This window comes from Sphingomonas sp. FW306-05-A, assembly GCF_058782275.1.
On the sequence record NZ_JBYSXN010000001.1, the window covers coordinates 1,813,612 to 1,840,077 of the forward strand.

At 65.8% G+C, this 26,466-nt stretch carries 19 protein-coding genes and 1 riboswitch; of the genes, 14 read left to right on the plus strand and 5 right to left on the minus strand.

Features of this window, described 5'->3' with window-relative positions; translation table 11 throughout:
- Positions 1-83 precede the first annotated feature (83 nt).
- The gene (locus tag AC3WJR_RS08140) at positions 84-455 is read left to right on the plus strand and encodes a hypothetical protein (RefSeq protein ID WP_492723797.1); all 372 of its coding nucleotides are present in this window, start codon (positions 84-86) and stop codon (positions 453-455) included.
- A 315-nt stretch (positions 456-770) separates the two neighbouring features.
- Here AC3WJR_RS08140 and pnuC read toward each other — a convergent pair whose 3' ends face one another.
- The 3 genes from pnuC to AC3WJR_RS08155 are packed head-to-tail and all read right to left on the minus strand — an operon-like array spanning position 771 to position 4,803.
- Positions 771-1,340 carry a nicotinamide riboside transporter PnuC gene (pnuC, locus tag AC3WJR_RS08145; RefSeq protein WP_492723799.1) on the minus strand — a complete coding sequence of 190 codons (570 nt, stop codon included), beginning with the start codon at positions 1,338-1,340 and terminating at the stop codon, positions 771-773.
- Positions 1,340-2,491, minus strand: a complete 1,152-nt coding sequence (locus AC3WJR_RS08150; RefSeq protein WP_492723801.1) for a phosphotransferase enzyme family protein — start codon at positions 2,489-2,491, stop codon at positions 1,340-1,342. Before AC3WJR_RS08150 ends, pnuC begins: the two co-directional genes overlap by 1 nt.
- Positions 2,492-2,493: 2 nt before the next feature.
- Positions 2,494-4,803: a TonB-dependent receptor gene (locus tag AC3WJR_RS08155; protein WP_492723803.1), complete on the minus strand. Its 2,310-nt coding sequence runs from the start codon at positions 4,801-4,803 to the stop codon at positions 2,494-2,496.
- Positions 4,804-4,835: 32 nt separating this feature from the next.
- Positions 4,836-4,945: riboswitch (TPP riboswitch) on the minus strand.
- 281 nt (positions 4,946-5,226) lie between these two features.
- On the opposite strand from AC3WJR_RS08155, the gene AC3WJR_RS08160 reads away from it, so the two are divergent.
- The 13 genes from AC3WJR_RS08160 (at position 5,227) to AC3WJR_RS08220 (ending at position 22,998) form a co-directional block, all read left to right on the plus strand.
- The gene (locus AC3WJR_RS08160; RefSeq protein WP_492723805.1) at positions 5,227-6,402 is read left to right on the plus strand and encodes an alpha/beta hydrolase-fold protein; all 1,176 of its coding nucleotides are present in this window, start codon (positions 5,227-5,229) and stop codon (positions 6,400-6,402) included.
- Between the two features lie 525 nt (positions 6,403-6,927).
- Positions 6,928-7,827 carry a hydrogen peroxide-inducible genes activator gene (locus AC3WJR_RS08165; RefSeq protein ID WP_492723807.1) on the plus strand — a complete coding sequence of 300 codons (900 nt, stop codon included), beginning with the start codon at positions 6,928-6,930 and terminating at the stop codon, positions 7,825-7,827.
- An 88-nt stretch (positions 7,828-7,915) separates the two neighbouring features.
- On the plus strand, positions 7,916-9,625 hold the full coding sequence (locus tag AC3WJR_RS08170) for an ABC transporter transmembrane domain-containing protein (RefSeq protein WP_492724228.1): 1,710 nt from the start codon (positions 7,916-7,918) through the stop codon (positions 9,623-9,625).
- Positions 9,609-10,691 carry an efflux RND transporter periplasmic adaptor subunit gene (locus tag AC3WJR_RS08175; RefSeq protein WP_492723809.1) on the plus strand — a complete coding sequence of 361 codons (1,083 nt, stop codon included), beginning with the start codon at positions 9,609-9,611 and terminating at the stop codon, positions 10,689-10,691. The genes AC3WJR_RS08170 and AC3WJR_RS08175 overlap by 17 nt, the downstream gene beginning before the upstream one ends.
- Positions 10,688-12,091: a TolC family protein gene (locus AC3WJR_RS08180; RefSeq protein ID WP_492723811.1), complete on the plus strand. Its 1,404-nt coding sequence runs from the start codon at positions 10,688-10,690 to the stop codon at positions 12,089-12,091. Before AC3WJR_RS08175 ends, AC3WJR_RS08180 begins: the two co-directional genes overlap by 4 nt.
- A 170-nt stretch (positions 12,092-12,261) precedes the next feature.
- Positions 12,262-13,155, plus strand: a complete 894-nt coding sequence (locus tag AC3WJR_RS08185; protein WP_492723813.1) for a TorF family putative porin — start codon at positions 12,262-12,264, stop codon at positions 13,153-13,155.
- 111 nt (positions 13,156-13,266) lie between these two features.
- Entirely contained in the window at positions 13,267-13,356 is a 90-nt protein-coding gene (gene kdpF, locus AC3WJR_RS08190; protein WP_038665721.1) for a K(+)-transporting ATPase subunit F, read from the plus strand.
- Positions 13,357-13,369: 13 nt separating this feature from the next.
- Entirely contained in the window at positions 13,370-15,073 is a 1,704-nt protein-coding gene (kdpA, locus tag AC3WJR_RS08195) for a potassium-transporting ATPase subunit KdpA (RefSeq protein WP_492723815.1), read from the plus strand.
- Between the two features lie 12 nt (positions 15,074-15,085).
- Positions 15,086-17,122 carry a potassium-transporting ATPase subunit KdpB gene (gene kdpB / locus AC3WJR_RS08200; RefSeq protein ID WP_492723817.1) on the plus strand — a complete coding sequence of 679 codons (2,037 nt, stop codon included), beginning with the start codon at positions 15,086-15,088 and terminating at the stop codon, positions 17,120-17,122.
- Positions 17,123-17,134: 12 nt separating this feature from the next.
- Positions 17,135-17,725 carry a potassium-transporting ATPase subunit KdpC gene (gene kdpC, locus AC3WJR_RS08205; RefSeq protein WP_492723819.1) on the plus strand — a complete coding sequence of 197 codons (591 nt, stop codon included), beginning with the start codon at positions 17,135-17,137 and terminating at the stop codon, positions 17,723-17,725.
- Complete coding sequence (locus AC3WJR_RS08210) at positions 17,725-20,400, plus strand: DUF4118 domain-containing protein (protein ID WP_492723821.1); 2,676 nt, start codon at positions 17,725-17,727, stop codon at positions 20,398-20,400. The genes kdpC and AC3WJR_RS08210 overlap by 1 nt, the downstream gene beginning before the upstream one ends.
- Positions 20,401-21,087: a response regulator transcription factor gene (locus AC3WJR_RS08215; protein ID WP_492723824.1), complete on the plus strand. Its 687-nt coding sequence runs from the start codon at positions 20,401-20,403 to the stop codon at positions 21,085-21,087. It begins immediately after the preceding gene.
- 102 nt (positions 21,088-21,189) lie between these two features.
- A complete protein-coding gene (locus AC3WJR_RS08220; protein WP_492723826.1) occupies positions 21,190-22,998 on the plus strand; it encodes a DUF885 domain-containing protein in 1,809 nt (602 codons plus the stop codon).
- A gap of 27 nt (positions 22,999-23,025) precedes the next feature.
- Here the strand turns inward: AC3WJR_RS08220 and AC3WJR_RS08225 are convergent, their stop codons facing one another.
- Together AC3WJR_RS08225 and AC3WJR_RS08230 are read right to left on the minus strand one after the other, a co-directional pair.
- Positions 23,026-24,555, minus strand: coding sequence for a S10 family peptidase (locus tag AC3WJR_RS08225; RefSeq protein WP_492723828.1), 1,530 nt, complete (start codon positions 24,553-24,555; stop codon positions 23,026-23,028).
- Positions 24,552-26,378: a DUF885 domain-containing protein gene (locus tag AC3WJR_RS08230; RefSeq protein WP_492723830.1), complete on the minus strand. Its 1,827-nt coding sequence runs from the start codon at positions 26,376-26,378 to the stop codon at positions 24,552-24,554. Before AC3WJR_RS08230 ends, AC3WJR_RS08225 begins: the two co-directional genes overlap by 4 nt.
- Positions 26,379-26,466 lie beyond the last annotated feature (88 nt).

Here is a 26,466-nt window from a genome sequence, read left to right on the forward strand (position 1 = left end):
AAGACAAGCGCCGTTGGCCTGCCGCGGACTGGCCGGCAGGCTCGTTCACGCACGAACGATCCTTGCCGCCATGGGCACGATTATTGGAGCACGCGATGAGCAACCCGACAAAGATATGGGACGGTGAACAAGTTCGGAACTGGCTGACGCGGCGCGTGGCGGCGGCGAAGCTGGACCAGGCGGCAGCGGATCGGCGCGGCTATGAGGCTTGCGACGATTACGACAAGGCCGCCGCCGAGGAATGGGTCTGCAGCAGGCTTCAGGGCGCTGCTGACGTCAACGACCAGCCTGCGTTTGCCAAGCGCATCAAGGACCTCATCGGGCAGGACGACTATCCCGTAACGGGGATCTACGACGACGTGCGTTTCGAACGACATGTGCGTAGCTATCTCCGGAAGCTGGCGAAGATGGTCAAGACGAACGAAGGGTTCGAGAACGCCCTGCGCTATCAGTGACCGGGGGGGATCGAACCGGGCCGTACCAATCCGGCACAGCCTGATGATGGCCGTTTCTACGCGGTATGGAACTGTCAGAGCAGGTCGGCGTTTGCGTGCGGGATTGGTTAACTCGTTCTTCAGGAAGCAGAACATGGTACGCAGGACTTACGGATCGGCTCTGTCCAAAAGGGCTGCACAGGTTCCACGGCGGCTCAATGACGATCCGCGCGCTGGGCTCACCCCGATCGAACTGCAGATGCTTGACAAGGCCCTCAAAGTCGCAGGCTGATCCTAGCCTATGGTGGCGCGGCGGTCCGCACGAAAATCCGTCTGTCAGACGATGGATGCAGCAGGCCCCGCCCGCCGCCACTCGCGATATCCGGCGATCGCCAGTCCGATCATGGCTGCATACAATCCAGCGGTCAGCGTCAGCCCCTTAAAAGCGAACATGCCGACGTAGGCGACATCGACGACTATCCACAGCAGCCAGTTTTCGCAATGTCGCCGCGCCGTCCAATATTGTGCGACAAGGCTGAAGCTGCTGAGAGTGGCGTCGATCCACGGTAGTGCAGCGTCGGTATGATGGCTGGTGAACCATCCGATCGCAATCGCACCGATCGCCCCGCCACTCAGCCCCATCAGCGCGTGTGATCGTTTCAGCGGCACCACGACGACCGCCCCCGTATCACGCTTGCCCCGCGCCCAGACCAGCCAGCCATACAGGATACCAACGGCGAACACCGCCTGCAGCACCATGTCGGCGTAGAGGCGCACGTCGAGGAACAGCTTGAAATACAGGCCGCACGCGATGAGGTTGAGCGGCCAGCACAGCAGATTGCGCCGTGCCGTCAGCCAGATCGCCAGGAAGCTGACGACGACCGCGACGATCTCCAGCGTCGACATCAACCGCCCGCCGCCGCGCCGACCTGCGCCATGAAATCCTGGCCGGGTGCGGACAGGAACCATTGGGCATGGCCAATGACATACGCGTCCCAGGCATGCATCGCGGCCGCAGGATCCCCCAAGACGCCTGCGAAATACGCGATCTCGGACAGGGCGAATTCGATATGCACCAGCGGCAGCAGTCGAACGACTGTCTCGATCTCGGCGCAGCTCAAGGGCCGGATCGTCGCATAGCCCGCGATCAACGACAGCGCCGCCGCCGGATCGGCGATGGCATCATCGTCGTCACCCAGTCGCAGCCATTCCACCGCCGTCCGCTCGATCGCGGTGGCGAGGTCGTGCAGCGCGCAAGTCCGGTCGGACAATCCGAAGTCGAACACCGTCGCAACCGTGCCGTCCGCAGCCCAGAGCAGATTGGACGGATGCCAATCGTTATGCGTCCAAAGCGAAGGCTGATCGGCAAGGCGCGCCGCCAGCCCTCCCGCCAGTGCTTCGAAAAGCAGCTCCAGTTCCTTGCGCCACGGCAAGGTGGCGAGGAAAGCCGCCAGCGTGGGGCGTGCCGCGACATAGGCCTCTGCCGCCGCCATCGGATCGCTCGCCGGCAGGATGGTGAAGCTCGCGACCAGCGGTTGCACCGTGCGCGCCGGCGCGGCGAACGCGCGGGACGCCTGATGCACCTGGGCAAGCGCGACACCCGCCGCGTGCGCGTGGCCATAGGACAGGAACGGGGTCCAGGACGGCCTGTCCCGATACAGGTCGGCCCCGGTCGCGCGACGCTGAAGCTCGAAGGTCCCCTCGCCCATTGCCAGGGCGCTGGCACCGTCCGCCGTCCGCATGATTTCGGGCAGCGATATTCCGGCCGCCGCGAGATGCGACACGAACGCATGTTCCTGAGACAGCTCCACCGCGGACCGCACGTGGCGATCATGCCGTTTCAGCAGGAACTGCCCGCGCGTCGTATCGATCAGCGTCGCCGCGGAAAACGGCCGCGGCGAATGCCACAGCAATCGCTCGATACGGCCCGCCGCCGGAAAGCGGGCAAGGACCGCGTCGGCCTCGCCCACCTCGATCATGGGCCAGGCGGGCGTCTCCAACGCGGTGCCCATGCCGTGCACCAGATGCCCGGTGGACGCGGGTGCGGCCTTGGCCATGCTCAGAAGCTACGCGACACGGTCGCGATGACCGCCGCACCGCTGCCGATGTAATAGGCCGGGGCATAGCCCGAAATCACCGTGCCCCCGCTCCCCACGACATCACGTGCGTTGGTGCTGACCGCCTGCACCCCCGCAAGCACGTGCGGATTGGTCACGTTGATCGCGTTAACGCGCAGATCCGTGCGTTTCCCGTCGATCCAGTCGGCCAGATGAACGCCGACCGACAGGTCGAGCGTCGCATAGCCCGCGATCCGCTCGTCGTTCATGAACGTCGCATATTGGGGTCCGAGATACTTGCCCGCGATGCTGCCGAACAAATGCCCGTCATCATAGGTGCCGCCCGCGCCGAACTGGACGCTCGGGCTGGACACCGCATGCTTGCCGCGCGTGGGGAGGAAATCGCCGCCGACCGGCAGATCATCGTCGATCCGCGCGTGCAGATACTCGCCCGAAAGATAGACGCTGACGCCCTTCGCCGGGCGATAATCGATTTCCGCATCGACTCCGTACGTTGTCTGCCCCCCGGCATTGAGCGTCGAGTTCACCTGCGCGCCGCCGACGTCGATCACCGTCGCCAGTTGCCGGTTGCGGAACTTGTAGTGGAAGGCAGTCGCCGATGCGGACAGATTGGGCCCGATGTAGCGATAGCCAAGCTCCTGCGAGACCGAATATTCGTTCTTCAGCGCGTTCGTCCCGCGGGTAGAAACCACGCCGCCGTCATAGCTGTCGTAGAGCGTGAATTCGTTGGGCGTCCGGAAATTGGTCGTGATGTTGGCGAAAATCTGCTGACGATCGCTCAACGCATAATGGATCGCGGCACGCGGCAAGGCGGCGAAACTGTCCTTGCGGACCCGCGTTTGCGGCCCCGGGAGATAGTTGCGACCATTGCGCAGCAAGTTGACGCCCTTGAAACCGGCGTCGAGCGTCAGGCGCGGGGTGAGCGCGATACTGTCGGCGAGGAAGAAGCCCTTGGTCACCGTGACGGTGCGCTGATTCTCATAAGCGAGCAGGCGGCCATCCGCAGTCTGGATCGCCCTGTCGCGGTATCCCCATCGGTCGGTCGGGTTCCCGTCCGGATCGACATTGGTGTACGTCTGCGTGACCCGGTCCGTCCCGTAATCGAACCAAAGGCCGCCCGTGATCCGGTGCATCCCCGCCTGCAACGTCAGCGTGGTGACATTGCCGGTGCGCATCTGGTCGCCGGTGTAATTGCCGAGCACCGTCGCGACGCCATCCACCGCGCCCGGCAGAACGATCGGCTGCGTCAGTTCCTCATTGCCGAGGAAGTTGCCGGTCGTGGCAAGCTGCGTGCCGTACGGCGAATTGCCGTAGCCGAACTGCAAATAGGTCGTGTTGTCGAGCGTCAGCCGGTCGTTCAGTTTGAGATGCACCGGAGCCGACGCATAAAGGTTACGGAACGGGGCCCGGTAAAGCCGCCAGTAATTGGTGTTTCCCGCGGTGTAGCGCGCATCATAGTTGAACCCGCGCCCCTGGGCCTGCCAGTCGGCGAGTGTCGGGCTGGGATAGCTCGATGCATTGGCGTTGTTGTACGACAGCGCCAGGCTGGCGCGGTTGCCGTCGCCCCAGTCACGCAGCAGCTTGGCGTCGACATGCTGGCGCGTGTCGAAGCCAGCCCCGCGCCAATTGTCCGCGCGTGTGTACGAATAGGAAACGAACGCCTTCACGCCCGTCCGCCCGATCTCACCCGTATCGACCCGTGCGAACACCCGCCGCGCATCGTACGAGCCGAGCGACACGTCGAGCAGTGCTTGCGGCGCGGCCTTGGGGTCGTCGAGCGTCAGCGACAGTAGCCCGCCTGCCCCGCCCACGGTCGGGGAATCAATGTCCACCGACCCTTGCGCCAGGGTGATCGTGCGCAGGTTGCCCGGGTCGGCGAACTGCGACGGATACGCGTAATAATAGCCAATATCGTTCTGCGGCGCGCCTTCCATCAGGACGCCGATCTGATCCTGCCCCAGCCCGCGCAGCGTCAGGCTCGAACTCGTCGACAGGCCGTACGGGTCGCTCGATGCCACATTTGCGCCCGGCAACAGGTTGACGAGCTGGAACGCATTCAGCGTCGGGGCCTGCTTGACGATGAAGTCGGCAGAAATCTCACTCACCGCCTTGGGGGCGGTCTGGTCGGGCAACAGTCCTTCGGGATCGCGGTGTCCGGTGACGCGAATGTCCGCGGTGTCTTCGGTGGTCTGTTGTGCCCATGCGGATGCCGGCACCGTCAGAAGCACCGCCGTCAGCACCAACGCCCTGCGCCGGCTCCTCAACCCATCATACGAAATCATTGCTGGCATTGTCTTACGTCCACTCCACACGGAAGGACGACGGACGTTCCGCCAACCCTCCCTACGCCGGTATCAGCCGGATCAGGTTCAGCGGGTCATGGGCTGCAGCCCACCTCTCAGCCGCGCGTCAGCGGCCCCCCGGGGATAGCGCCTTCTAGGCGATCCGATCGCGTGTGCAAACAGGGATTGATGGCCCCACGGTCGCCCCTCTCCGAGCCGGCACGGACTTTGGCCGGATAGGCGTGGTGATGAAGCCTCTGCGGCCCCACGTCTCGGACGACAACAACAAGACAGCTGGCACTGGCACTATTCGCACAGAACAGGTAGCGTTTGCAGATTAAGGCGTTGCGGGCGGCAAAGGTTGTTGCAATACCTTGGTCAAGATCAGTCGATCGCCAAACAGGGCGGCACGAACACTTCAGGGAGAGCATGATGAAACGCATAGCAGCAGCGTTGTTGATGGCCGGTATTTCGGCCTTCCCGCTTGGTGCGCAGACAGTTGCGCCGTCCATTTCCGAAGACTTCAAGCCGTCATCGCTCAACCAACCCGGACAGCAATACCCGCAGGTGAACTCGCAAGGCTATGCGCGTTTCCGGATCGTCGCGCCGGAGGCTACAGCCGTGAAGGTCAGCCTCGGGTTGGGCGGACGCGGCGGTACCGTTCTTGCCAAGGCACCCGATGGCACCTGGATCGGCACGTCGGAAGGTCCGCTCGACGAAGGCTTTCACTATTACCACGTCACCGTGGATGGCGGCACGTTCAACGACCCAGGCGCGCTGAACTTCTATGGATCGACCCGCTGGGAAAGCGGGATCGAGATACCGGCGCATGATGCCGATTTCTACGCGCTGAAGGACGTGCCGCATGGCCGGGTCGAGCAGATCCTGTTCCCGTCGCCGAGTACGGGCACGCCACGTCGCGCCTTGGTCTACACGCCCCCCGGTTACGGGGACAAGCCGCAGACCCGCTACCCCGTCTTGTACCTCCAGCACGGCTGGGGCGAAGACGAGACCGCATGGAGCAACCAGGGCCATGCAAACCTGATCATGGACAATCTGGTCGCGGAGAAAAAGTCGCTGCCCTTCATCATCGTGATGACCTACGGCATGACGAACGAGATCAAACCCGGCAGCCCGGGCGGGCTTGCGAGCTTCGACATCCGGCCCTTCCAGACGGTGCTGCTGAACGAACTGGTTCCGTATGTCGACCGCACCTACCGGACCGTTGCCGATGCGCGACATCGGGCGATGGCGGGCCTGTCGATGGGCGGCTTCGAGACGAAGCTGATCGCGCCCAAGAACCTCGACACGTTCGCCTATATCGGGCTGTTGAGCGGCGGCACGGTCGGGATGGACGACGTCGGCGCAACGCCGGGGTTCAAGGACAAGGTGAAGTTGGTGTTCGTCAGCTTCGGCAGTCGTGAACTCGAAGGCAACCGCCCGCCCGCGCCCGGCGGCGGCCCCCGCCCCGATCCGCGCGCGAATGCGGCAGCGATCAAGGCCGCCGGGATTAACAGTGCGTTCTACGTTTCGCCCAACACGGCGCACGAGTTCCTGACGTGGCGCCGCAGCTTGCACGAGATGGCCCCGCTGCTGTTCCGGGATTGAGGGTTCGCGCGACAGGCCGGTCAGCGGCGTTGCGATTGGGGTGCCCCCTCTTCTTGCCCCTTCCCTTTAGGGGAGGGGTCGGGGGTGGGGCGGTGCCTCGCAGAGAAGTAGGTCCTGCTGAACTTCCCCACCCCAACCCCTCCCCCGAGGGGGAGGGGCTTTAGTTGCGGTCGGGGTGCCCCCTCTTCTTGCCCCTCCCCTTCAGGGGAGGGGTTGGGGTGGGGCGGTGCCTCGCAGAGAATTGGGTTCTGCTGGACTTCCCACCCCAACCCCTCCCCCGATGGGGAGGGGCTTATGTTGAGGTTGGCGTGATCCCTTCTTCTTGCCCCTCCCCTTCAGGGGAGGGGTCGGGGGTGGGGGCGGTGCCTCGCAGAGAATTGGGTTCTGCTGGACTGCCCCACCCCAACCCCTCCCCCGAGGGGGAGGGGCTTTAGGTACGCCAGATCCCGCCCCCGCATTCTCCCCGCAAGGACCCCGCAATCTCTTCGGGCGTGCCAAAGGCGTAGCGGCTCGGTACCATGCCCCATGCAGCGCCCACGAACGACGATCCGCCAACTCAGCTACTTCGTCGCGCTCGCCGAAGCCGGCAGCTTCACGCGTGCCGCCGAGCGGATGGGGGTGTCCCAGCCATCGCTCTCGCAACAGATCCGCGCGCTGGAGACGATCCTCGGTGCACCGCTGTTCGAGCGCGGTGGTCCCGCGATCCTGACCCCGCTCGGGCGTGAACTGCTGGAGCGGGCGCGGCGGATCCTGTTCGATCTGGTCGACCTGGAAGACGTCCGTGCGGCGTCGGCCGACGCGCTGGTCGGCACGATCCGGCTGGGCGTGTCGCCGACGCTCGGCGCCTATCTGCTCCCCGGCCTTGTCGCGCGGCTGCACCGCGAACATCCGACGCTGCGGATTCACGTGCGCGAAGGGCTCCCCTCTGCGCTGACGGCAGGCCTCACGGCCGGGGATCACGACCTGATCCTCGCGCAGTTACCCGTTGCAGGGCGCGGCTTCCACAGCGAGCGCCTGTTCCGCGAGCCGCTGTATCTGGCGATGGCCGCCGATCATCCGTTCAGCCAGAAGACGTCCGTGACCGTCGGCGATCTGGCGGGGCAAAACCTCCTGACGCTCGTCGCGGACTATCGCCTGGCGCAACAGGTCGCCGTGATTGCCGAAGAGGTCGGCGCGGTCGTGCTCAACGATTATGAAGGCACCAGCCTCGACGCGATCCGGCAGATGGCCGGGATGGGCATGGGTCTCGCGCTGCTGCCGAACCTCTACGTCCGCCAGGAAATCCGCGACGGTGACGACGTGGTCGTGCGCCCCTTTGCGGGCGGCCGGCCGTATCGCGAAATCGGCCTGCTGTGGCGTACGGGTGCCGGTCGGGCACCCGCCTATAAGTTGATTGCCGACATGTTGCGTGCGGTCGTCCGATAGGTATATCCTATCGGAAGTATAGCTTACCCATTCTTGCGCCAATAGCCCGCCGGAACGATCCTGTGTCCGGGGTCAGTTAGGACGGATGATGGACGCGGCAGGAAAACGGATCGGTTGGCGCGAAGCGGCGGGGTGGCTGGCGGAGATCGTCGGGCCCGACATGCCCTATCTGCGGCTTGCGATGGTCTATGGCCTTGCGATCAGCCTGTTGTCGCTGGCGACCCCGATCTCGGTCCAGTTGCTGATCAACAGCGTCGCCAACACCGCCCTCCCCGCCCCGCTCTGGACGCTGGCCGGGCTGCTCCTTCTGCTGCTGCTGTTCGTCGCCGGGCTGAGCGCGCTCCGCTTCTGGATCATGGCGCTGTTCGAGCGGCGCTTCTTCGCGCGCGTGGTTGCCGAGATCACGCAGCGCGCGGTTCATGCGCAGAACCCGTTCTTCGCTGACCAGAATCGCGGTGACCTGTTCAACCGCTATTTCGACCTGGTCGTGGTGCAGAAGGCGATCCCGAGCCTGGTGATCGGCGGCTTCACCATTCTGCTGCAATCCGCGGTCGGGCTGGTGATCACCAGTTTTTATCACCCGTTCTTCCTGGCGTTCAACGCGCTGCTGATCCTACTGGTGCTCGCGATCTGGTTGCTGTGGTCGCGCGGATCGATCCGCTCGGCGGTCGCGCTCAGCCATGCCAAGCATGACGCCGCGCGCTGGCTGGAAAGCGTCGGCGGGTCGAACGGTTTTTACAAGTCGAGCCGTCATCTCGATTTCGCTATGGATCGCTCCGAAGCGGTGACCGCAACCTATATCGACCGGCATCGCCGCTATTTCCGCTACAGCTTTGCGCAGACGGTCGCCTTCCTGCTGCTCTATGCGTTCGCCAGCGCCGCGCTGCTCGCGCTTGGGGGCAACCTGATCCTGCGGGGCGAACTGTCGATCGGCCAGCTCGTCGCCGCCGAGCTGATCCTGAGCGGCGTCTTTTACGGCATCTCGCAGCTCGGCTGGTATCTCGACACGCTGTACGACCTCGTCGCGAGCGCCGAGGAACTGTCGCTGGTGTTCGCGATCCCACAGGAACACGCCGTCGCCGCGGCGGGACAGGCGCCGGCGGACGGCGCAGTCCGGCTCGAGGGCGTCGCGATCGAGGACGCCCGTTTCGATTTCGCGGTCGCTGCAGGCGAACAGCTCGTCACGCTGGCGGACGGGGGTGCCGAGCGACTGCTGGCGATGGTGCTGAAGCGCCACAGCGTGCCCGAGCGCGGTCTCGTCACGGTCGGCGGCACGGATCTGGCGACGTTCGACATGTACCTGTTGCGCTCGGAAATCATGGTGCTCGACCGGCCAACGATCGTCGAAGTCACGATCCGCGAATATCTCGCGCTTGGTGCTGCGGGGGCGATGTCAGGCGGAATGCTCGATGCGCTCGACGCGGTCGGCCTGCGCGAACGGATCGCGCGGCTTCCCCACGGGCTCGATACCCCGCTTGCCGGATCGGGCTATCCGCTGTCGATCCGCGAGGTGATGGCGCTCAAGCTCGCCAACGCGCTGCTCGTCCAGCCACGCGTGCTGATGCTGTCGCAGCTCTACGATCTGATCCCCGCCCAGCGGCTGGCGGACGTGCTGCAGCGGTTGAAGGCGGCGGAGACAACCGTCCTGCTCTGTACCGGTCGGCCCGAGGACATTGCGCTCGATGGCTGGTTCCGGCTCGAACCCCACCGACAGCGACGGTTCGCGACGCGTGACGCGCTGATTGCCGATATGAACGAAGATCAGCAGCGTGGAGGCGATGATGGCGTACCAGCCTGACCGCGTGGCGCACTTTCCGACGCTGGCGTCGATGCGCGCGCCGCGTATCGCACTGACTATTGCGGGCATGCTGATCATCGGGATCATCGTCGCGGTGGCGATCATGGCGTTGGTCCCCTGGGTGCAGACCGCGAGCGGCACGGGACAAGTCGTCGCGCTCGATCCCGACGACCGCCAGCAACAGGTGACCGCTTTCGTTCCCGGTCGCGTCGAACAATGGTACGTCCAGGACGGACAGCATGTCGCCAAGGGCGACCCCATCGCACGGGTCGCGGATCTCGATCCCGACCTGCTGTCCAGGCTCCGGGCCGAACGCGCGCAAGTGCAGGCGGAGATCGCCGCGGTTCAGCAGAGCCGCGCGGTCGCCGGGATCGACGTGAACCGCACAAGCCAGCTGTTCGCCGAAGGGCTCGCTTCACGCCGCGACTATGAGCAGACGCAGATCAAGGTCGCTGACGCGGGTGCAAAGCTGGCCGAGGCGCGCGCCAAGCTTAACCGGATCGACATCCAGCTCAACCGCCAGTCCGCGCAGATGGTTCGCGCGCCGCGCGACGGGCGCGTACAACAACTCAACGCCGCGACCGGCGGATCGATGGTGTCGCCGGGCACGGTGCTTGCGGTGATCGCACCCGAACGCGTCCAGCGCGCGGTCGAACTGTATGTCGACGGGCGCGACATGCCGCTGGTCCGCCCCAGCCGTCCGGTCCGGCTGGAATTCGAGGGCTGGCCTGCGATCCAGTTCAGCGGCTGGCCCTCGGTCGCGCAAGGCATGTTCGACGGCCGCGTCCGCGCGATCGATCCCAATGCCGCGCCCGACGGTCTGTTCCGCATCCTGGTCGAACCTGCGCCGGGCAAACCCGCCTGGCCGACGCGCGACTATGTCCGGCCCGGCGGCAAGGTGCGCGGCTGGGTGCGCGGGGAGACCGTGCTGGTGGGTTATGAACTGTGGCGTCAGCTCAACGACTTCCCGCTGGAATTCGGCCGCCGCCCTGCCCCGCCGGCCAAGGCGGGTGCCAAGCCTGCGGAATCGAAGGACACTGCCAGCGACGAAGGCGGCAAGAAATGATCCGCCTGATCCTGTTCGTGGCTGCAGCCCTATGCCCGGTCGCCGCGATCGCACAGACCGAACCCCTCACACTCGAAGAGGTGTTGCAGTCGTCCGCACGGTCCGCGCCACAGATCGTCGAGGCGCTGGCACGGGTTCGGCAAGCGGAGGGACGTGCGCTGTCCGCAGACGGCGCGTTCGACACGGTGTTCGATGTCGACGGGCGTTCGCGGGTCGCGGGCTATTACGACGGCACCGTCGTCGAGGGCCGCGCGACCCGGCCGCTGACGAACAATGGCGGCTATCTCTACGGCAACTATCGCGCGTCGCGCGGGACGTTCCCGGTGTATGAGGATCAGTCCTACACCAATCGCCTTGGCGAGGCGAAGGTCGGCGCGTTGTTCGCGTTGCTGCGTGACCGTGTTGTGGATGAGCGGCGCACCCGGCGACGCGTCGCGGGTTCCGATATTGATGTCGCAAGGTTCGAGGCGGCGATGGTCGCGATCGGCGTTCAGCGCCGCGCGGTCGATGCCTATCAGACGTGGGTCGCGGCGGGATTGCGGCTGCGCGCCTATCGCGACTTGCTCGATCTGACCGAACGGCGGCGCGGCGCGATCGCGCGGCAGATCACGCTCGGCGCGCGGCCCGACATCCTGCTGGTTGAGAACGACCAGAACCTCGTCCGGCGGCGTGCGCTGACCGTGCGGGCGGAGCAGGATCTCGCCACGGCGGCCAATGCCCTCTCCTTCTACCTGCGCGACGAGAACGGGGCACCGTTGCTCGTATCGGCAGAGCGGCTGCCCCCCGACAGCAGCGCGCTGTCCGGGGTGGCGCTGCGCGGCAATGGACCTGCACCGGTCGAGCGCCCCGACTATCGCGCGATCCTGACTCGGATCGACCAGTCGACCGCCCGGCTGATGCTGGCCGAGAACGACCTTGCGCCACGGCTCGACCTGCGCGGCGAGGTCGGCAAGGACGTCGGCGCGGTCGGGCTCGGCGGCCCGACCAAAACGCCACTGGAAGCGGTGGTCGGCTTCCGCTTCAGCGTGCCGTTGCAGAACCGCGCGGCAAAGGGCCGCGCCGCGGAAGCCCGCGCCGAAATCGACGCGCTGACCCAACGCAGCCGCTTTCTGCGCGACCAGATCGCGGTCGAGGTCGAGGGCATCGTGATCGCGGTCGGCGCGACCGAACGACTGGCGACGATCGCGGCGGAAGAACAAAGCCTCGCCGAGCGCCTTGCCGTTGCCGAACGTCGGCGGTTCGAGCTCGGATCTGGCGACTTCTTTCTGGTCAACCAGCGCGAGGACACTGCCACGGACGCGCGCGTTCGCCTGATCGACGCACAGGCCCGCATCGCCTCCGCCCGCGCGGAACTGGCGGCGGCAACCGCCGACCGTGGGGCATTGGGTCTGGAGGAGTAAGGCTTCAGCCCCCCCGGCGGCGTTGGTCGTAACCGACGAAAAATACGCCAACTATATGCGCGCACTATGCGTTTTCCCGGAATCGATCTCGAAATCGAACGTTGGATGCGCCTAATCGCACATCCCTGAAGGCATCGTCGTGGGACGAGCGCCGCTCAAGGGGTGCACCAATGAAGTTCCGTCATGCGGCCGCGGTCGTCGCGATCTCGATGTTTCCGATCGCCGCACACGCGCAATCGACTCCGGACGACAAGGCCGCTGCGGCCGAGGCCACCGCACACCCGCCCACCGTACCTCCTTCCGCGCTGACGGTCACCGGGTCGGTCGCGCTCGCTTCCGACTATCGCTTCCGCGGCGTGTCGCAGTCGGACCAGGAGATGGCGATCCAGGGCGGCATCACGGTCGCGCACCAGAGCGGGCTCTACGTCGGCACCTGGGCCTCGAACCTCGCGGGCTGGGGGACGTTCGGCGGCGCCAACATGGAGCTCGACCTGATCGGCGGCTACAAGACCAAGCTGACCAACAGCGCGACGCTCGACGTCGGCGTGACCTGGTACATGTATCCGGGCGGGGCGGACAAGACCGACTTCGCCGAGCCCTATGCCAAGCTGACCGGCACGACCGGCCCCGCCACGCTGACCGCGGGCGTCGCTTATGCGCCGAAGCAGCAGGCGATCGGCAAATGGTACAACACCGGCGCGGATGCCGCGGCCGGCGTCTACAACCGTCCGAGCGCGAAGGACGACAACCTCTATCTGTGGGGTGACGGCGCGCTGGCGGTTGCCGGTACGCCCATCACCGCCAAGGCGCATGTCGGCCACAGCTCGGGGCAGGATGGCCTCGGCCCGAACGCCACCGCAGTCGCGCCCACCGGCGACTATTGGGATTGGTCGCTAGGGGCGGATGCCACCTACAAGAACCTGACGCTCAACGTCAGCTACATCGACACCGACATCTCGAACCAGGAGGCGAGCTACCTCCGCCCGAGCTTCAGCAAGGGCCAGGACGGCACCGGCAACATCGCCGGCAGCACCGTCGTGGTCTCGCTGACGGCTGCCTTCTGACCTCGAAAGGACATCTGATGCAGGACGTTCTCTGGATCGCCATCATGGTCGGACTGGTGGCGCTGACGCTCGCCTTCGCCCGCCTCTGCGATAACGCGTGAGGAGCAGGCAATGACCCTCGACCTCTGGCTCGCGGCGCTGACCGCGCTCGGCCTTCTCCTCTACCTGGTGGCGGTTCTCATCCGCCCCGAACGCTTCTGAAGGAGGCGGACCAATGACATTCCAGGGCTGGTTCCTGATCCTAGGCTTCGTTGCCATCCTGCTCGCGCTGACCAAGCCGGTCGGCGTGTGGCTTTTCACGCTGTACGAGGGACGGCGTACTCCGCTCCACGTCGTGCTCGGCCCGGTCGAGCGCGGCTTCTACAAACTCGCCGGAATCGATCCCGACGTCGAGCAGGGCTGGCGGCGCTATGCGGTGCATATGCTGCTGTTCAACGTTGTGCTGATGGCGTTTACCTATGCCGTACTGCGCTTGCAGGGCATGCTTCCGGGCAATCCGCAGGGGTTGGCCGGACTGTCGCCGGATCTCGCGTTCAACACCGCGATCAGCTTCACCGCCAACACCAACTGGCAGAGCTATGGCGGCGAGAGCACGATGTCGAACCTCAGCCAGATGCTGGGGCTGACGATCCACAACTTCCTGTCGGCGGCGACGGGCATCGCGCTCGCCTTTGCGTTGTTCCGCGGCTTTGCGCGGCGCGAAGCAAAAGCGATCGGCAATTTCTGGGCCGATATGACCCGGATCACGCTGTACCTGTTGCTGCCGATTTGTCTCGCACTGACACTTTTCTATATCGCCAGCGGCGTGCCGCAGACGATGGCGGGCGTGGTCGACGTGCAGACGCTGGAGGGCGCGAAACAGTCGCTGCTGCTCGGCCCGGTCGCGAGCCAGGAAGCGATCAAGATGCTCGGCACCAATGGTGGCGGCTTCTTCAACGCGAACAGCGCGCATCCGTTCGAGAACCCGACCGCGCTGACCAACCTCGTCCAGATGCTGTCGATCTTCCTGATCGGCTTCGGGCTGACCTGGACGTTCGGCAAGGCGGTGGGCAACACCAAGCAGGGCTGGGCGATCCTGTCGGCGATGGTGATCCTGTTCCTCGCCGGCGTCACCGTCACTTATTGGCAGGAAGCCGCGGGCAATCCGGTGCTCCAGCATCTCGGCGTCGCGGGCGGCAACATGGAGGGCAAGGAGGTCCGCTTCGGGATCGCCGCATCCGCCTTGTTCTCGGTCGTCACGACCGCGGCGTCGTGCGGCGCGGTCAACAGCATGCATGACAGCTTCACTGCGCTCGGCGGGCTGGTTCCCTTGTTTAACATGCAGCTCGGCGAGGTCGTCATCGGCGGCGTCGGCGCAGGGATCTACGGCTTCCTGCTGTTCGCGATCCTAGCGGTGTTCGTCGCGGGGCTGATGGTCGGGCGCACGCCCGAATATGTCGGCAAGAAGATCGAAAGCCGCGAAGTGAAGCTCGCGGTGCTGGCGATCGCGGTGCTGCCGTTGATGATCCTCGGGCTCACCGCGCTGTCGTCGGTGCTGCAACAAGGACTCGCTGGGCCGCTCAACAAGGGGCCGCATGGCTTCTCGGAGATCCTCTACGCCTTCACCAGCGCGGTAGCCAACAACGGCTCCGCCTTTGCTGGCCTGACTGCCAACACGCCGTATTACAACGGGCTGCTGGGTGTCGCGATGTGGGTCGGGCGGTTCTTCATCATCGTGCCGATGCTCGCCATCGCGGGGAGTCTCGCGGCGAAGAAGTACACGCCCGAAAGCGCGGGCTCGTTCCCGACGACGGGCGGGCTGTGGGTGGGGCTGCTGGTCGGCATCATCCTGATCCTGGGTGGTCTCACCTTCCTGCCGAGCCTCGCGCTCGGTCCTATCGCCGATCATCTTGCGATGATCAGCGGCAAACTGTCCTGATCGGGGGCCAATATGGCAAAGACCCAGACAAAAAGCCTGTTCACGGCCGACCTCGTCGTCCCCGCGATCAAGGCGTCGTTCCTCAAGCTCAATCCGAAAGAGTTGATCCGCAACCCGGTGATGTTCGTCACCGGCGTGGTCGCGGCGTTGATGACCGTGCTGCTCATGGCCGGGCAGGACAATCTGTCGCTCGGCTTCAAGCTCCAGCTCGCTATCTGGCTGTGGCTGACCGTGCTGTTCGGCACGTTTGCCGAGGCGCTCGCCGAAGGACGCGGCAAGGCGCAGGCCGCTAGCCTGCGCGCGACCAAAGCGGAGCTCACCGCCAAGCGGCTGAAGGGCGATGGCCGGGACATCGACGCGGTCCCCGCCAGCCAGCTCAAGGTCGGCGACATCGTGCTGGTCGAGACCAACGACCTGATCCCGTCGGACGGTGACGTCGTTTCGGGGGTCGCCTCGGTCAACGAGGCGGCGATTACCGGCGAAAGTGCGCCGGTGATCCGCGAGGCGGGCGGCGATCGCTCGGCGGTGACCGCGGGGACGCGCGTCATCTCGGACGAGATCCGCGTCAAGGTGACGGTCGAGCCGGGCAAGGGTTTCCTCGACCGGATGATCGCGCTGGTCGAAGGCGCTGAGCGCCAGAAGACCCCCAACGAGATCGCGCTGACGCTGCTGCTCGTCGGGCTGACGATCATCTTCCTGATCGCGGTCGGCACGATCCCGGGCTTCGCGTCTTATGCCCACGGGTCGATCCCGGTGGCGATCCTGGCGGCGTTGCTGATCACGCTGATTCCGACGACGATCGCTGCGCTGCTCTCGGCGATCGGGATCGCGGGGATGGACCGGCTGGTGCGCTTCAACGTGCTCGCCAAGTCGGGTCGTGCGGTTGAGGCGGCGGGGGACATCGACGTCCTGCTGCTCGACAAGACCGGCACGATCACGATCGGCGACCGGCAGGCAAGCGAGTTCCGCGCCGTCTCCGGTACCAGTCCGCAGCAACTCGCCGAGGCAGCCTTGCTCGCGAGCCTAGCCGATGAAACGCCCGAAGGCCGCTCGATCGTGGTGCTCGCGCGGCAAGCGTTCAGCGTCGCGACGACCGAGCTTCCGACCGGGGCCGAGATCATCCCGTTCACCGCGCAGACCCGCATATCGGGCGTGCGGATCGGCGACACGCTGATCCAGAAAGGGGCGGTCGATTCGATCCTGCGCGCCAATGCCGGATCGGGCGAAACCGCAGCCGCAACCGAACTCCGCCGGATTACCGACGAGATCGCCCGCGCCGGTGGCACGCCGCTGGCGGTCGCGCAGGACGGGCGTCTGCTCGGCGCGATCTTCCTCAAGGATGTGGTCAAGGCCGGCATCCGCGAACGGTTCGGCGAGTTGCGCGCGATGGGCATTCGCACGGTGATGATCACCGGCGACAATCCGCTCACCGCTGCCGCGATCGCGGCGGAAGCCGGGGTGGACGATTTCCTCGCCCAGGCGACGCCCGAGGACAAGCTCGAGCTGATCCGCAAGGAGCAGACCGGCGGCCGGCTGGTCGCGATGTGCGGCGACGGCACCAACGACGCGCCCGCGCTCGCGCAGGCGGATGTCGGCGTCGCGATGAACACCGGCACGCAAGCCGCGCGCGAGGCGGGCAACATGGTCGATCTCGACAGCGATCCGACCAAGCTGATCGAGGTCGTCGGCCTCGGCAAGCAGTTGCTGATGACGCGCGGCGCGCTGACGACCTTCTCGGTCGCCAATGACGTGGCGAAGTATTTCGCGATCATCCCGGCGATGTTCGTCGTGCTCTATCCGGGGCTTGGCGTGCTCAACGTGATGCGGCTGGGCAGCCCTGAAAGCGCGATCCTGTCGGCGATCATCTTCAACGCGGTCATCATCCCCTGCCTCGTCCCGCTCGCGCTGCGCGGCGTCGCTTACAAGCCGATGGCAGCCGGACCGCTGCTCGCGCGCAACCTCGCGATCTATGGCCTTGGCGGCCTGATCGCACCGTTCATCGGCATCAAGCTCATCGACCTTGTGGTCGGTGGCCTCGGTCTCGCGTAAGGATCAACTGAAATGGGCAAGGATTTCTCTTCCGCACTCCGACCAGCGATCGTCATGACGATCCTGTTCGCGGTCCTTCTCGGGCTCGTTTACCCGCTCGCCATGACCGGAATCGGCCAGGCACTGTTCCCGAGCCAGGCGAACGGCAGCCTGGTGCGCGACGCCCGCGGCACCGTGATCGGCTCCACCGTCGTGGGGCAGGCGTTCACGACCGACCGCTATTTCCAGACCCGGCCATCGGCCGCCGGCAAGGGCTATGACGGCCTGGCGTCGTCGGGCTCGAACCTCGGTCCGGCGAGCCAGGCGCTGGTCGATCGCGTCAAGCCCGACATCGCCAAACGCCGTGCCGAGGGCGTGTCGGGTCCGCTGCCCGCGGATCTGGTCACTGCCAGCGGTTCGGGGCTCGACCCCGACCTGTCGCCCGCCGCCGCTTTGGCGCAGGCTCCGCGGATCGCGCGCGTCCGCAGCGTGCCGGTCGAGCGGGTAAGCGCGTTGGTCACACATGCGACGGATGCATCGATCCTCGGTGAGCCGCGCGTCAACGTCCTCGCGCTCAACCGCGCGCTCGACGCTCTGCCAGCCTCCGGCGCGCCCGCGCGCTGATGCCGGTCTCGGGCGACGGCAGACCTGACCCCGACGCCCTCCTGCGCGCCGCCGCGCAGGAGGGCCGTGGGCGTCTCAAGGTCTTCCTCGGTGCCGCGCCCGGAGTCGGCAAGACCTTCGAAATGCTGTCCGAAGGCGCGGCGCGCAGGCGTGACGGGGCGGATGTCGTCGTCGGCGTCGTCGAAACGCACGGGCGCGCGGAAACCGAGGCGCTCACCCGCGGGCAGGAGATCATGCCGCGCCGTCCGATCCCCTATGAAGGGCGCACCCTGTACGAGATGGATCTGGACGCGATCCTCGCGCGTGCGCCGGGGCTCGTCCTGGTCGACGAACTCGCGCACACCAATGCAAGCGGTAGCCGTCATCCCAAACGCTATCAGGACGTCGAGGAACTGCTCGCCGCCGGGATCGACGTCTATTCGACGCTCAACATCCAGCACGTCGAGAGCCTCAACGACGTGGTCGCCAGCTTCACCCGAGTCCGCGTCCGCGAAACCGTGCCCGACAGCGTGCTGGAAATGGCCGAGATCGAGGTCGTCGACATCCCGCCCGACGAGCTGATCGATCGGCTGAAGGCGGGCAAGGTCTATCTGCCGCAGGAAGCGACGCGCGCGCTGTCGCATTTCTTTTCCAAATCCAACCTGTCGGCGTTGCGCGAACTCGCGCTGCGGCGCGCGGCACAGGCGGTCGACGCGCGGATGCTCGACGACGTTCGCGCGCTGGGATTGGGCGGCACCTGGGCGGGCGGCGACCGGATCGTCGTCGCGATCAACGAACTGCCCGGTGCCGACACGCTGGTGCGCGCGGGCAAGCGCGTCGCGGACGGCCTGCGCGGGCCCTGGACCGCGGTGTTCATCGAAACCCCGCGCGCGGCGCATTTCACCGACCTCCAGCATCAACGCGTTGCCGCCGCGATGACGCTGGCGACGCAGCTCGGCGCGGCGGTCGCCACCGTGCCCGCGACCGATGTCGTCTCGGGACTCCAAAGCTTCCTGGTCGACGCACGCGCGACGCAGCTCGTCATGGGCAAGTCGCGGCGGTCGCGCTGGTTCGAATGGCTCCACGGCTCGGTCGTCGACCGTGTGATCCGCGATACGCCGGGGGTGACGGTCCATGTGCTGCCGATGGTCGCGGAAGGGGGGGCAAGCGAACGCGGCCGCCGCCGTCCGGCGCGCTGGGGCACGCCCGGTGGCTATGCGGTGACCACCGCGATGATCGCGGGCATCACCGGCATCGCCAGCGCGCTGCTCCACATCCTCGATCTCGGCAATGTCGCTCTGCTGTATCTGCTGCCGGTGATGGCCGCGGCGAGCCTCTATGGCCTGCGCACCGGCCTGTTCGCGGGGATCGCCTCCAGCCTTGCCTATAACTTCTTCTTCCTGCCGCCGGTCGGCACGCTGAGCATCAGCAACCCCGAGAACCTCGTCTCGGTCGTCGTCCTGCTCGGCATCGCGATCGCGACGAGCCAGCTGACCTCGCGCGTCCGGGCGCAGGCCGATCTCGCCGCGGCGAGTGCGCGGACCAATGCGACGCTCGCGGGGTTCCTGCGCCAGATCACCAGCGTCAACGACATCGACGTCGCCGCGCAGATGATCTGCGACGACGTCGGCGGGTTGCTCGACGTGCAGGTGATCCTGCTCGTCGCCGGGACGGGCACCAACCTCGAGATCCTCGCGGCGAGCGATGCGGCCTACCATCTCGACACGATGGACACCGCCGCCGCGACCTGGGCGCTCGACACCGGCATGGCGGCCGGCAAGGGCTCGGGCACGCTCGCGGCGTCGGAATGGCTGTTCCAGCCGCTAAAAGCCGGTGGCCGCGTGCTCGGCGTGCTCGGCGTCGCCAAGGACACGACCGCAGACCCGGTCCGCGCCGACCAATTGCCGCTGCTCAGCAGCCTGCTCGACCAGTCCGCCCTGGTGCTCGAACGGTTGCGGCTCGAGGTCGAGATGCGCGATGTCGAGACCGTGCGGACGCGCGACCGGTTGCGCGCGGCGCTGCTGTCCTCGGTCAGCCATGATCTGCGCACCCCGCTCACCGCGGTCATCGCCGCGGCGGACCAGCTCGAGCACGGCGCGACGCCAGACCTGATCGGGACGATCAAGGCCGAGGCGGCGCGGCTCAACCGCTTCGTCGCCAATCTGCTCGACATGGCGCGGGTCGAGGCGGGGGCGCTCAAGCTCAATATCGAGCCGACCGACCTCAGCGATGCGGTGACCGGCGCGGCGCACGATGCGCGGCGCGCGCTGGAAGGCCATGCGGTCCGGCTCGACGTCCCGCCCGACCTGCCGTTGGTCTACACCGATCCGCAGCTGCTCCACCATTGCCTGCTCAACCTGCTCGACAATGCCGGGCGTTACGGCGATCCCGGCACCGAGATCGTGATCGAAGGGCGGCACCGATTCGGCGAGCTTCGCCTCGCGGTGAAGGATCACGGCCCCGGCCTGCCGCCGGGCAAGGAAACCGAAGTGTTCGAGACGTTCCGCCGCCTCGAAGGGTCCGATCGCGCGATCGGGGGAACCGGCCTTGGCCTCGCGATCGTCAAGGCGTTCGCCGAGGCGATGGACATGACGGTCGAGGCCGGGAACCGCAACGACGGTCCGGGCGCTGCCTTCGCGTTGATCTTCCCGCCCGCGCTCATCGTCCGCGATCTCAAACCCGAAAGCCTCGCCTGAATGCCTGCAAAGATCCTCGTGGTGGACGATGAAGCCGCGATCCGTCGCCTGCTCCGCAACACGCTGACCCGCGCGGGCTATGCCGTGGTCGAGGCGGGGGACGGACGGCAAGCGCTGCACCAGGCGGCGGTCGAGCATCCGAGCGCGGTGCTGCTCGACCTCGGGTTGCCCGACCGCGACGGGTTGAGTCTGATCCCGTTGCTGCGGACGCATGGCGATGCGGTGATCCTGGTCGTGTCCGCGCGCGATGCGGTCGACGAGAAGGTCACCGCGCTCGATTTGGGGGCGGACGATTTCATCACCAAGCCGTTCGACAGCGAGGAACTGCTGGCCCGCCTTCGGGTGGCGCTGCGGCATCGTGGACTGTCAGAAACCACGCCCAAGATCGTGCGCACCGGCGACGTCAGCATCGATCTCGATCGCCGGATCGTGTTGCGCGGCGACGAGGAACTCCATCTCACCCGCAAGGAGCATGACGTCCTCGCGGTGCTTGCACGGCATGTCGGTCGCGTGGTCACGCACCAGCGCGTGCTCGCCGCGGCATGGGGCGGCGAGGAGGACCCGCGCGTCGAATATCTCCGCATCGTGATCCGCAACCTGCGGCAGAAACTGGAACATCCGGGGCCGGTCGGCAGCGTCATCGCCAATGAACTGGGCGTTGGCTACCGCCTGCGTTCCGACGCCTGACGTTCCGCAAAACGCCCGTCACAATCCTTTAATGCAAACAAATCGCTTAAATTTCAGCGACAGAATACAGTAAGCCGGTCGCCATCATCATCGGGAGCGATCATGCACCGCCGTCAATTCCTTGCCTCTACCAGCCTCCTGTCTGCAGCTGCGGCAACACTGCCTCAGGCGGTTTTCGCAGCCTCGCGCAATCAGGACGCAGACTTCCGCGCGATGCTCGATCGTTTCTTTTACGCCCGCCTCGAGGACAGCCCCGAACAGGCAACGTCGCTCGGCCTGGATAGCGGCCCGCGCGCGCAGTTGAAGATGAAACTGGACGACACATCGCGCGCTGCCCAAACACGACAGTTCGCGCGGGCCAGGCAGGAACTCGCCGCCTTCAAGACGGTCCGGCGCGACACGTTGGGCGAAGCCGCGCGCCTCGACTATGATGTCGTCCGCTATGGCCTGGAGCGGGTGCTAGACGGCGAGCGATATGCCTATGGGGCCAGTGCCGGTCGCTACGCGCCCTATGTCCTGTCGCAGCTGACGGGCGCGTACCGGAATGTCCCTGACTTCCTGGCTAACCAGCACAGGGTTCAAAACGCTTCCGACGCCGACGCCTATGTCGCGCGGGTGGAGGCATTCGCCGGCGCGATCGATGCCGAAACCGAACGGCAGCAGGAAGACGCTGCCAAGGGCGTATTTGCCCCGGATTTCATCCTCAACACCACGCTGAAACAGCTGGCCGCCGTACGCGACAAGGCACCCGGCGCGAGCGGTCTCGTGGCGGACCTTTCTGCCAAGCTCAAGGCGGCCAACCTCCCGCCGGAACGCGCGATGCACGTCGAGAAACTGATGGGCGATCGGGTCTACCCCGCGCTGGACCGGCAACGCGCGCTGGTAACGGAGCTTCGCGGACGCGCACGCCATGATGCCGGCGTCTGGCGCCTGCCCGATGGCGACGCCTATTACGCTGCGGCGGCCAGCGCAGCGACCACGGTGGACATGACCGGCGACGAGATCCACAGGCTCGGCCTCGCACAAGTGGCGGAGATTGGAGCGCGGATCGACACCATCCTCCGGTCACAGGGACTGACCCAAGGCAGCGTCGGCGAGCGATTGGTGGCCCTCAACAAGCGCTCCGACCAACTCTATCCCAATACCGATCCGGGGCGCGAACAGCTTCTCCTGCAACTGCGCGGGCAGATTTCCGCGATGACGAAGCGCCTTCCCGAGCAATTCGCCGTTCTGCCGCGGGCGCCGGTCGAGGTCCGTCGGGTGCCCGAGGCGATTCAAGCCGGTGCTCCCGGAGGGTATTACCAATCGGCCTCACTGGACGGCACGCGACCGGCGATTTACTTCATCAACCTCCGCGACACGTTCGACCGTCCGAAATTCGGACTGGCGACGCTCAGCTATCACGAGGCAGTACCGGGTCATCATCTCCAGGTCATGTCCGCGCTGGAGAGCGAGGACATCCCGCTGATCCGCCGCCGCGGCTTCTATTCGGGCTATTCCGAAGGGTGGGCGCTCTATGCCGAGCAGCTTGCCGACGAGATGGGCCTGTATGAGGGCGATCCGCTAGGCCAAGTCGGTTATCTGCAGTCGCTGCTCTTCCGCGCAACGCGTCTCGTGGTGGACTCGGGGATGCACGCCAAGCGGTGGAGCCGCGAGAAGGCGACCGACTATCTGATCGCCACCACCGGCATCGCGCGGGGTCGCAGTCAGGGCGAGATCGACCGCTACACCGTCTGGCCGGGCCAGGCGTGCAGTTACAAGATCGGCCACACCGTCTGGGTCCGGTTGCGTGACGAGGCCAAGCGGAAGGCGGGCGCGCAATGGGATCCGAAGGCGTTCCACAAGATCCTGACGATGGGTGCCATGCCGCTCACCGTTCTGGAGAAAGTCGCCCGCCAGCAAAGGACGTGATGCGCAACCGGGCGACGGTGCCATTGCCTAATTGGCTGGCAAGGCACCGCCTCCATAGATCGCGCGGGCATCGCGTTTGAAGGCTGCGCCGCTGTCTTCGCGGCTATAGAACATGTGGCCGCCGGGATAGACGGTGAGCTTTACCCGTTCCACCGCACCGAAACTCGGCAGTTGGTCGACGATCAGCCGCGAGGCAAAGAACGGACAGGACAAATCGTCCCAGCCGTGCACGATCATCACGGCCATTCTGGGATCGTTGGCGATCGCCTTGCGCAGGTCGGTGACCGGCGTGTCGTCCGGCTTGCCACGGTCCCATGCCGCATTCACCTCGTACGACAGCGCATGATACCGGGCGTCGGTCTTCCACCCCACTTCGCGCGTCATGAAATCGACCATCGCGCTGGTCGTCGGCGCGATCAGCGCGTCAAGGATCGGATCGCTCGACTGGCGTGCGGCAGACCAGGGAAACGGATCGAACGCGGTCACGTTGGAATCGTAGATGCTGCCGATGGTCCCGTCTGCACGGTGGATTTCGCGGAGGAACGTCGCGGAGTCGACCCGCCCGCCCAATTTCTGGACCAGCCCCGGATCGAGCCCCGTCAACCGGCTGACATTGGCCACAAGCCGCGACACCGCCTGCGGATCGGTCCGCCCGCGCAGCAGGTCCGTTGCGAATGCTCCGCGGGTGTACGCTTCGACGTCGGCCATCGCCGCAGGCGTCAATTGCTTCTGTTGCTCGAGATGCGCGGCGGCCATCGACGGTAAGGCGATCATCCACGGCAACGGCGACAGCGCCGTCGCGCCGTCGCCCGACGCGGGGTCGAGATACGGCGAGACCATCACGATCCCGTTGACCCCAACCCCGATCTGAGACTGGAGTTCGTAGGCGATGCGCGGCGCGCGGTAGCCGCCGTAGCTTTCGCCCATCACGTACTTCGGCGACCGCAACCGGCCCGCCGTAACGAGCCAGTCGTAGATCACCTTGGACAGATATTTAATGTCGGGGTCATTGGCGTAGAACGCCTTCTTGGTCTTCTCTTCGTCGACCAGACTGCGGCTGAACCCCGTACCGACGGGATCGATGAACACCAGGTCGGTGAAATCGAGCCAGCTGTTGGGATTGTCGGTCGTGATCGGCGCATCGGACGGTGCGTTGCCCTGGGCGCCGAACTGGACCCGCTTGGGGCCTACCGCGCCAAGGTTCAGGAACACCGACGACGCGCCGGGACCACCGTTAAACGCGAACGTCACCGGACGATTGGGTGCGGCACCCCCCTTCCCCGAACCGGCCGCGACATAGGAGGTGTAGACGACCTGACCAATTTCCTTGCCCTTGTCGTCCCGCACGGAGATCTTGCCGACGGTAGCGTCGTACGCGATGCGGCGACCACCGATCATCGCCGACTGACGCACCGTCTTGTCGGCGGGCAGCGGCGGCAGCTTGACCTCGTCGTCGACCTTCTTCTCGACGGTCGAGGTTTCCTTCTTGTCCTGTGCCGCGATCGGTGTCGCGACCAGGCTTGCCACAGCGAGCAAAGGGATCAGGCGCAGCATCATTTCGCGGGGCCCCCGCCAATGGCAATCCAAGCGTCGATCTTGCGTTCGAGGACCGGCATCGGCAACGATCCCGTATCGAGCACCTGCGCATGAAAATCGCGCGGGTCGAACTTCGCACCCAGCGCCGCTTGCGCTTTCGCCTTGGTCCGCGAGATCGTCAGCTGACCAATCTTGTAGGCGAGCGCCTGCCCTGGAATTGCGATATAGCGTTCGACCTCGGCGGTCGCATCGGTGCGCGACATCGGCGAATTGGCGAGCATGTAATCGATCGCCTGATCGCGCGTCCAACCCTTGGCATGGAGGCCGCTGTCGACCACCAGCCGCATCGCGCGCAGCATCTCGTCGTTCAGGCCACCCATCCGCTGATACGGATCGCTCTCCACCCCGAGTTCTTTCCACAGGGTCTCGGCATAGAGCGCCCAGCCCTCGACATAAGCGGTGTTCCCGCCGAACCGCATGAAGGCGGGCAGCGCGGTGTTTTCCTGCGCAAGGCTGATCTGGAAATGATGCCCCGGCACGCCTTCGTGGAGGAACAGCGTCTCCATCTCCCACATGTAGCGCGAGGGCAGGTCGTAGCTGTTGTAATAGAACACGCCCGGCCGCGACCCGTCGGGCGTGCCGCCGTTGTAGGAGCCCCCCGCCTCCGTCTTTTCCTTGAACGCGGGGACCGGGCGGATGTCGAGCGCGGTCTTTGGCGTCAGCGAGAATTGCTCGGGAATGCGCTGGTAGATGCGCTTTTCGATCGCCTTGTAACCGTCGCGAAGCTGGTCGACCGAACGCGGCTGGAACTGTTTGTCGGTGCGCAGAAAGGTGAAGAAGGCGGGCAGATCGCCGGTGAAGCCGACCGCCTGTTTCTGCGCCTCCATCCCCTTCAGGATCCGCGCAACCTCCGACAGCCCGAGCTGGTGCACCTGCTCCGCAGTCATCGACAGCGTCGTATTCTGCCGGATCAGATACGCGTAATAGGCGTCGCCGCCGGGCAGCGCGGACAGCCCCACCGTGTCGCGCGCGACCGGCAGATACGTCTTCGTAAGGAAGTCGCGCATCCGCTGATGCGCGGGTGTGATGACGTCGCGGATCTGCGCCGCATAGGAGGCCTTCAGGCGCGTCTGCACGGCGGCGGGAATCGTCGCGGGAAAGCTCTTTACCGGGGCGTAGAAGGTAGACCCCTCGACGCCTTCGGCGATGAGATTGTCGAACTCCTGGATCATGTTGGTGACGATCAGCTTCGGATGGACGATACGGTCCGCCATGCCCTGACGAAACAATCCGATCGCGCGGTCGAGCACCGCGGCATATTGCGCGTTGCGCTTGAGGTTGTTCTCGTAATCCGCGAGCGTCTTGAACGGTGCGGCGCCCTTGCCCGAGGCGAAGTCCGGGTAGAATGTCTGGAACCCGTTGAAATGGTCGATCGGCAGGACGCGCTGGACCTTGAGGATCCCGGGCGCGTATCCGGCGAGATCGGTCTCGTTGCTGGTCTTGAACACGTCATAGGCGATCTGGTCGATCGGGGTCAGCCGGTTCCGATCGATCGTCTTGAGCGCTGCGAGATTGCCCTCGATCGCGGCGCGTTCGCCCGCCAAATACGCATCGGTCAGATAGTCGCCGAGCCGATCCGCGTAGCGCAGGTCGCCGCGAAAGATCGCCGTGATCGGATTGCGTTTCAGGCTCGCCTCGTCGCTGTCGTAGAAAAGCCTTTTGAGGCGGGTGTCGTCTGCGCCCTCCCCTGGCTGTGCGACCGGCGGGGGCAGTGCCTGCGCCGTGGCTACGGTCGCGCCGAGCGTGGTGGACAGTAAGGCGGCAATCAGCAGTTTCAGCGACACCAAGCGTTCCTTCAGGTGGGACGGAACGGCGTAGAATACCGCAGGTGCCCTCGCAAGCTCGGGCGGTCGTGTCGGCGCAGCGCAACCA

What these genes read in the sequence shown, in the direction of transcription:
- pnuC (WP_492723799.1), bottom strand. Translation starts at nt 1,340, where the DNA reads ATGTCGACGCTGGAGATCGTCGCGGTCGTCGTCAGCTTCCTGGCGATC.
- AC3WJR_RS08150 (WP_492723801.1), bottom strand. Translation starts at nt 2,491, where the DNA reads ATGGCCAAGGCCGCACCCGCGTCCACCGGGCATCTGGTGCACGGCATG.
- AC3WJR_RS08155 (WP_492723803.1), bottom strand. Translation starts at nt 4,803, where the DNA reads ATGCCAGCAATGATTTCGTATGATGGGTTGAGGAGCCGGCGCAGGGCG.
- AC3WJR_RS08160 (WP_492723805.1), top strand. Translation starts at nt 5,227, where the DNA reads ATGAAACGCATAGCAGCAGCGTTGTTGATGGCCGGTATTTCGGCCTTC.
- AC3WJR_RS08165 (WP_492723807.1), top strand. Translation starts at nt 6,928, where the DNA reads ATGCAGCGCCCACGAACGACGATCCGCCAACTCAGCTACTTCGTCGCG.
- AC3WJR_RS08170 (WP_492724228.1), top strand. Translation starts at nt 7,916, where the DNA reads ATGGACGCGGCAGGAAAACGGATCGGTTGGCGCGAAGCGGCGGGGTGG.
- AC3WJR_RS08175 (WP_492723809.1), top strand. Translation starts at nt 9,609, where the DNA reads ATGGCGTACCAGCCTGACCGCGTGGCGCACTTTCCGACGCTGGCGTCG.
- AC3WJR_RS08180 (WP_492723811.1), top strand. Translation starts at nt 10,688, where the DNA reads ATGATCCGCCTGATCCTGTTCGTGGCTGCAGCCCTATGCCCGGTCGCC.
- AC3WJR_RS08185 (WP_492723813.1), top strand. Translation starts at nt 12,262, where the DNA reads ATGAAGTTCCGTCATGCGGCCGCGGTCGTCGCGATCTCGATGTTTCCG.
- kdpF (WP_038665721.1), top strand. Translation starts at nt 13,267, where the DNA reads ATGACCCTCGACCTCTGGCTCGCGGCGCTGACCGCGCTCGGCCTTCTC.
- kdpA (WP_492723815.1), top strand. Translation starts at nt 13,370, where the DNA reads ATGACATTCCAGGGCTGGTTCCTGATCCTAGGCTTCGTTGCCATCCTG.
- kdpB (WP_492723817.1), top strand. Translation starts at nt 15,086, where the DNA reads ATGGCAAAGACCCAGACAAAAAGCCTGTTCACGGCCGACCTCGTCGTC.
- kdpC (WP_492723819.1), top strand. Translation starts at nt 17,135, where the DNA reads ATGGGCAAGGATTTCTCTTCCGCACTCCGACCAGCGATCGTCATGACG.
- AC3WJR_RS08210 (WP_492723821.1), top strand. Translation starts at nt 17,725, where the DNA reads ATGCCGGTCTCGGGCGACGGCAGACCTGACCCCGACGCCCTCCTGCGC.
- AC3WJR_RS08215 (WP_492723824.1), top strand. Translation starts at nt 20,401, where the DNA reads ATGCCTGCAAAGATCCTCGTGGTGGACGATGAAGCCGCGATCCGTCGC.
- AC3WJR_RS08220 (WP_492723826.1), top strand. Translation starts at nt 21,190, where the DNA reads ATGCACCGCCGTCAATTCCTTGCCTCTACCAGCCTCCTGTCTGCAGCT.
- AC3WJR_RS08225 (WP_492723828.1), bottom strand. Translation starts at nt 24,555, where the DNA reads ATGATGCTGCGCCTGATCCCTTTGCTCGCTGTGGCAAGCCTGGTCGCG.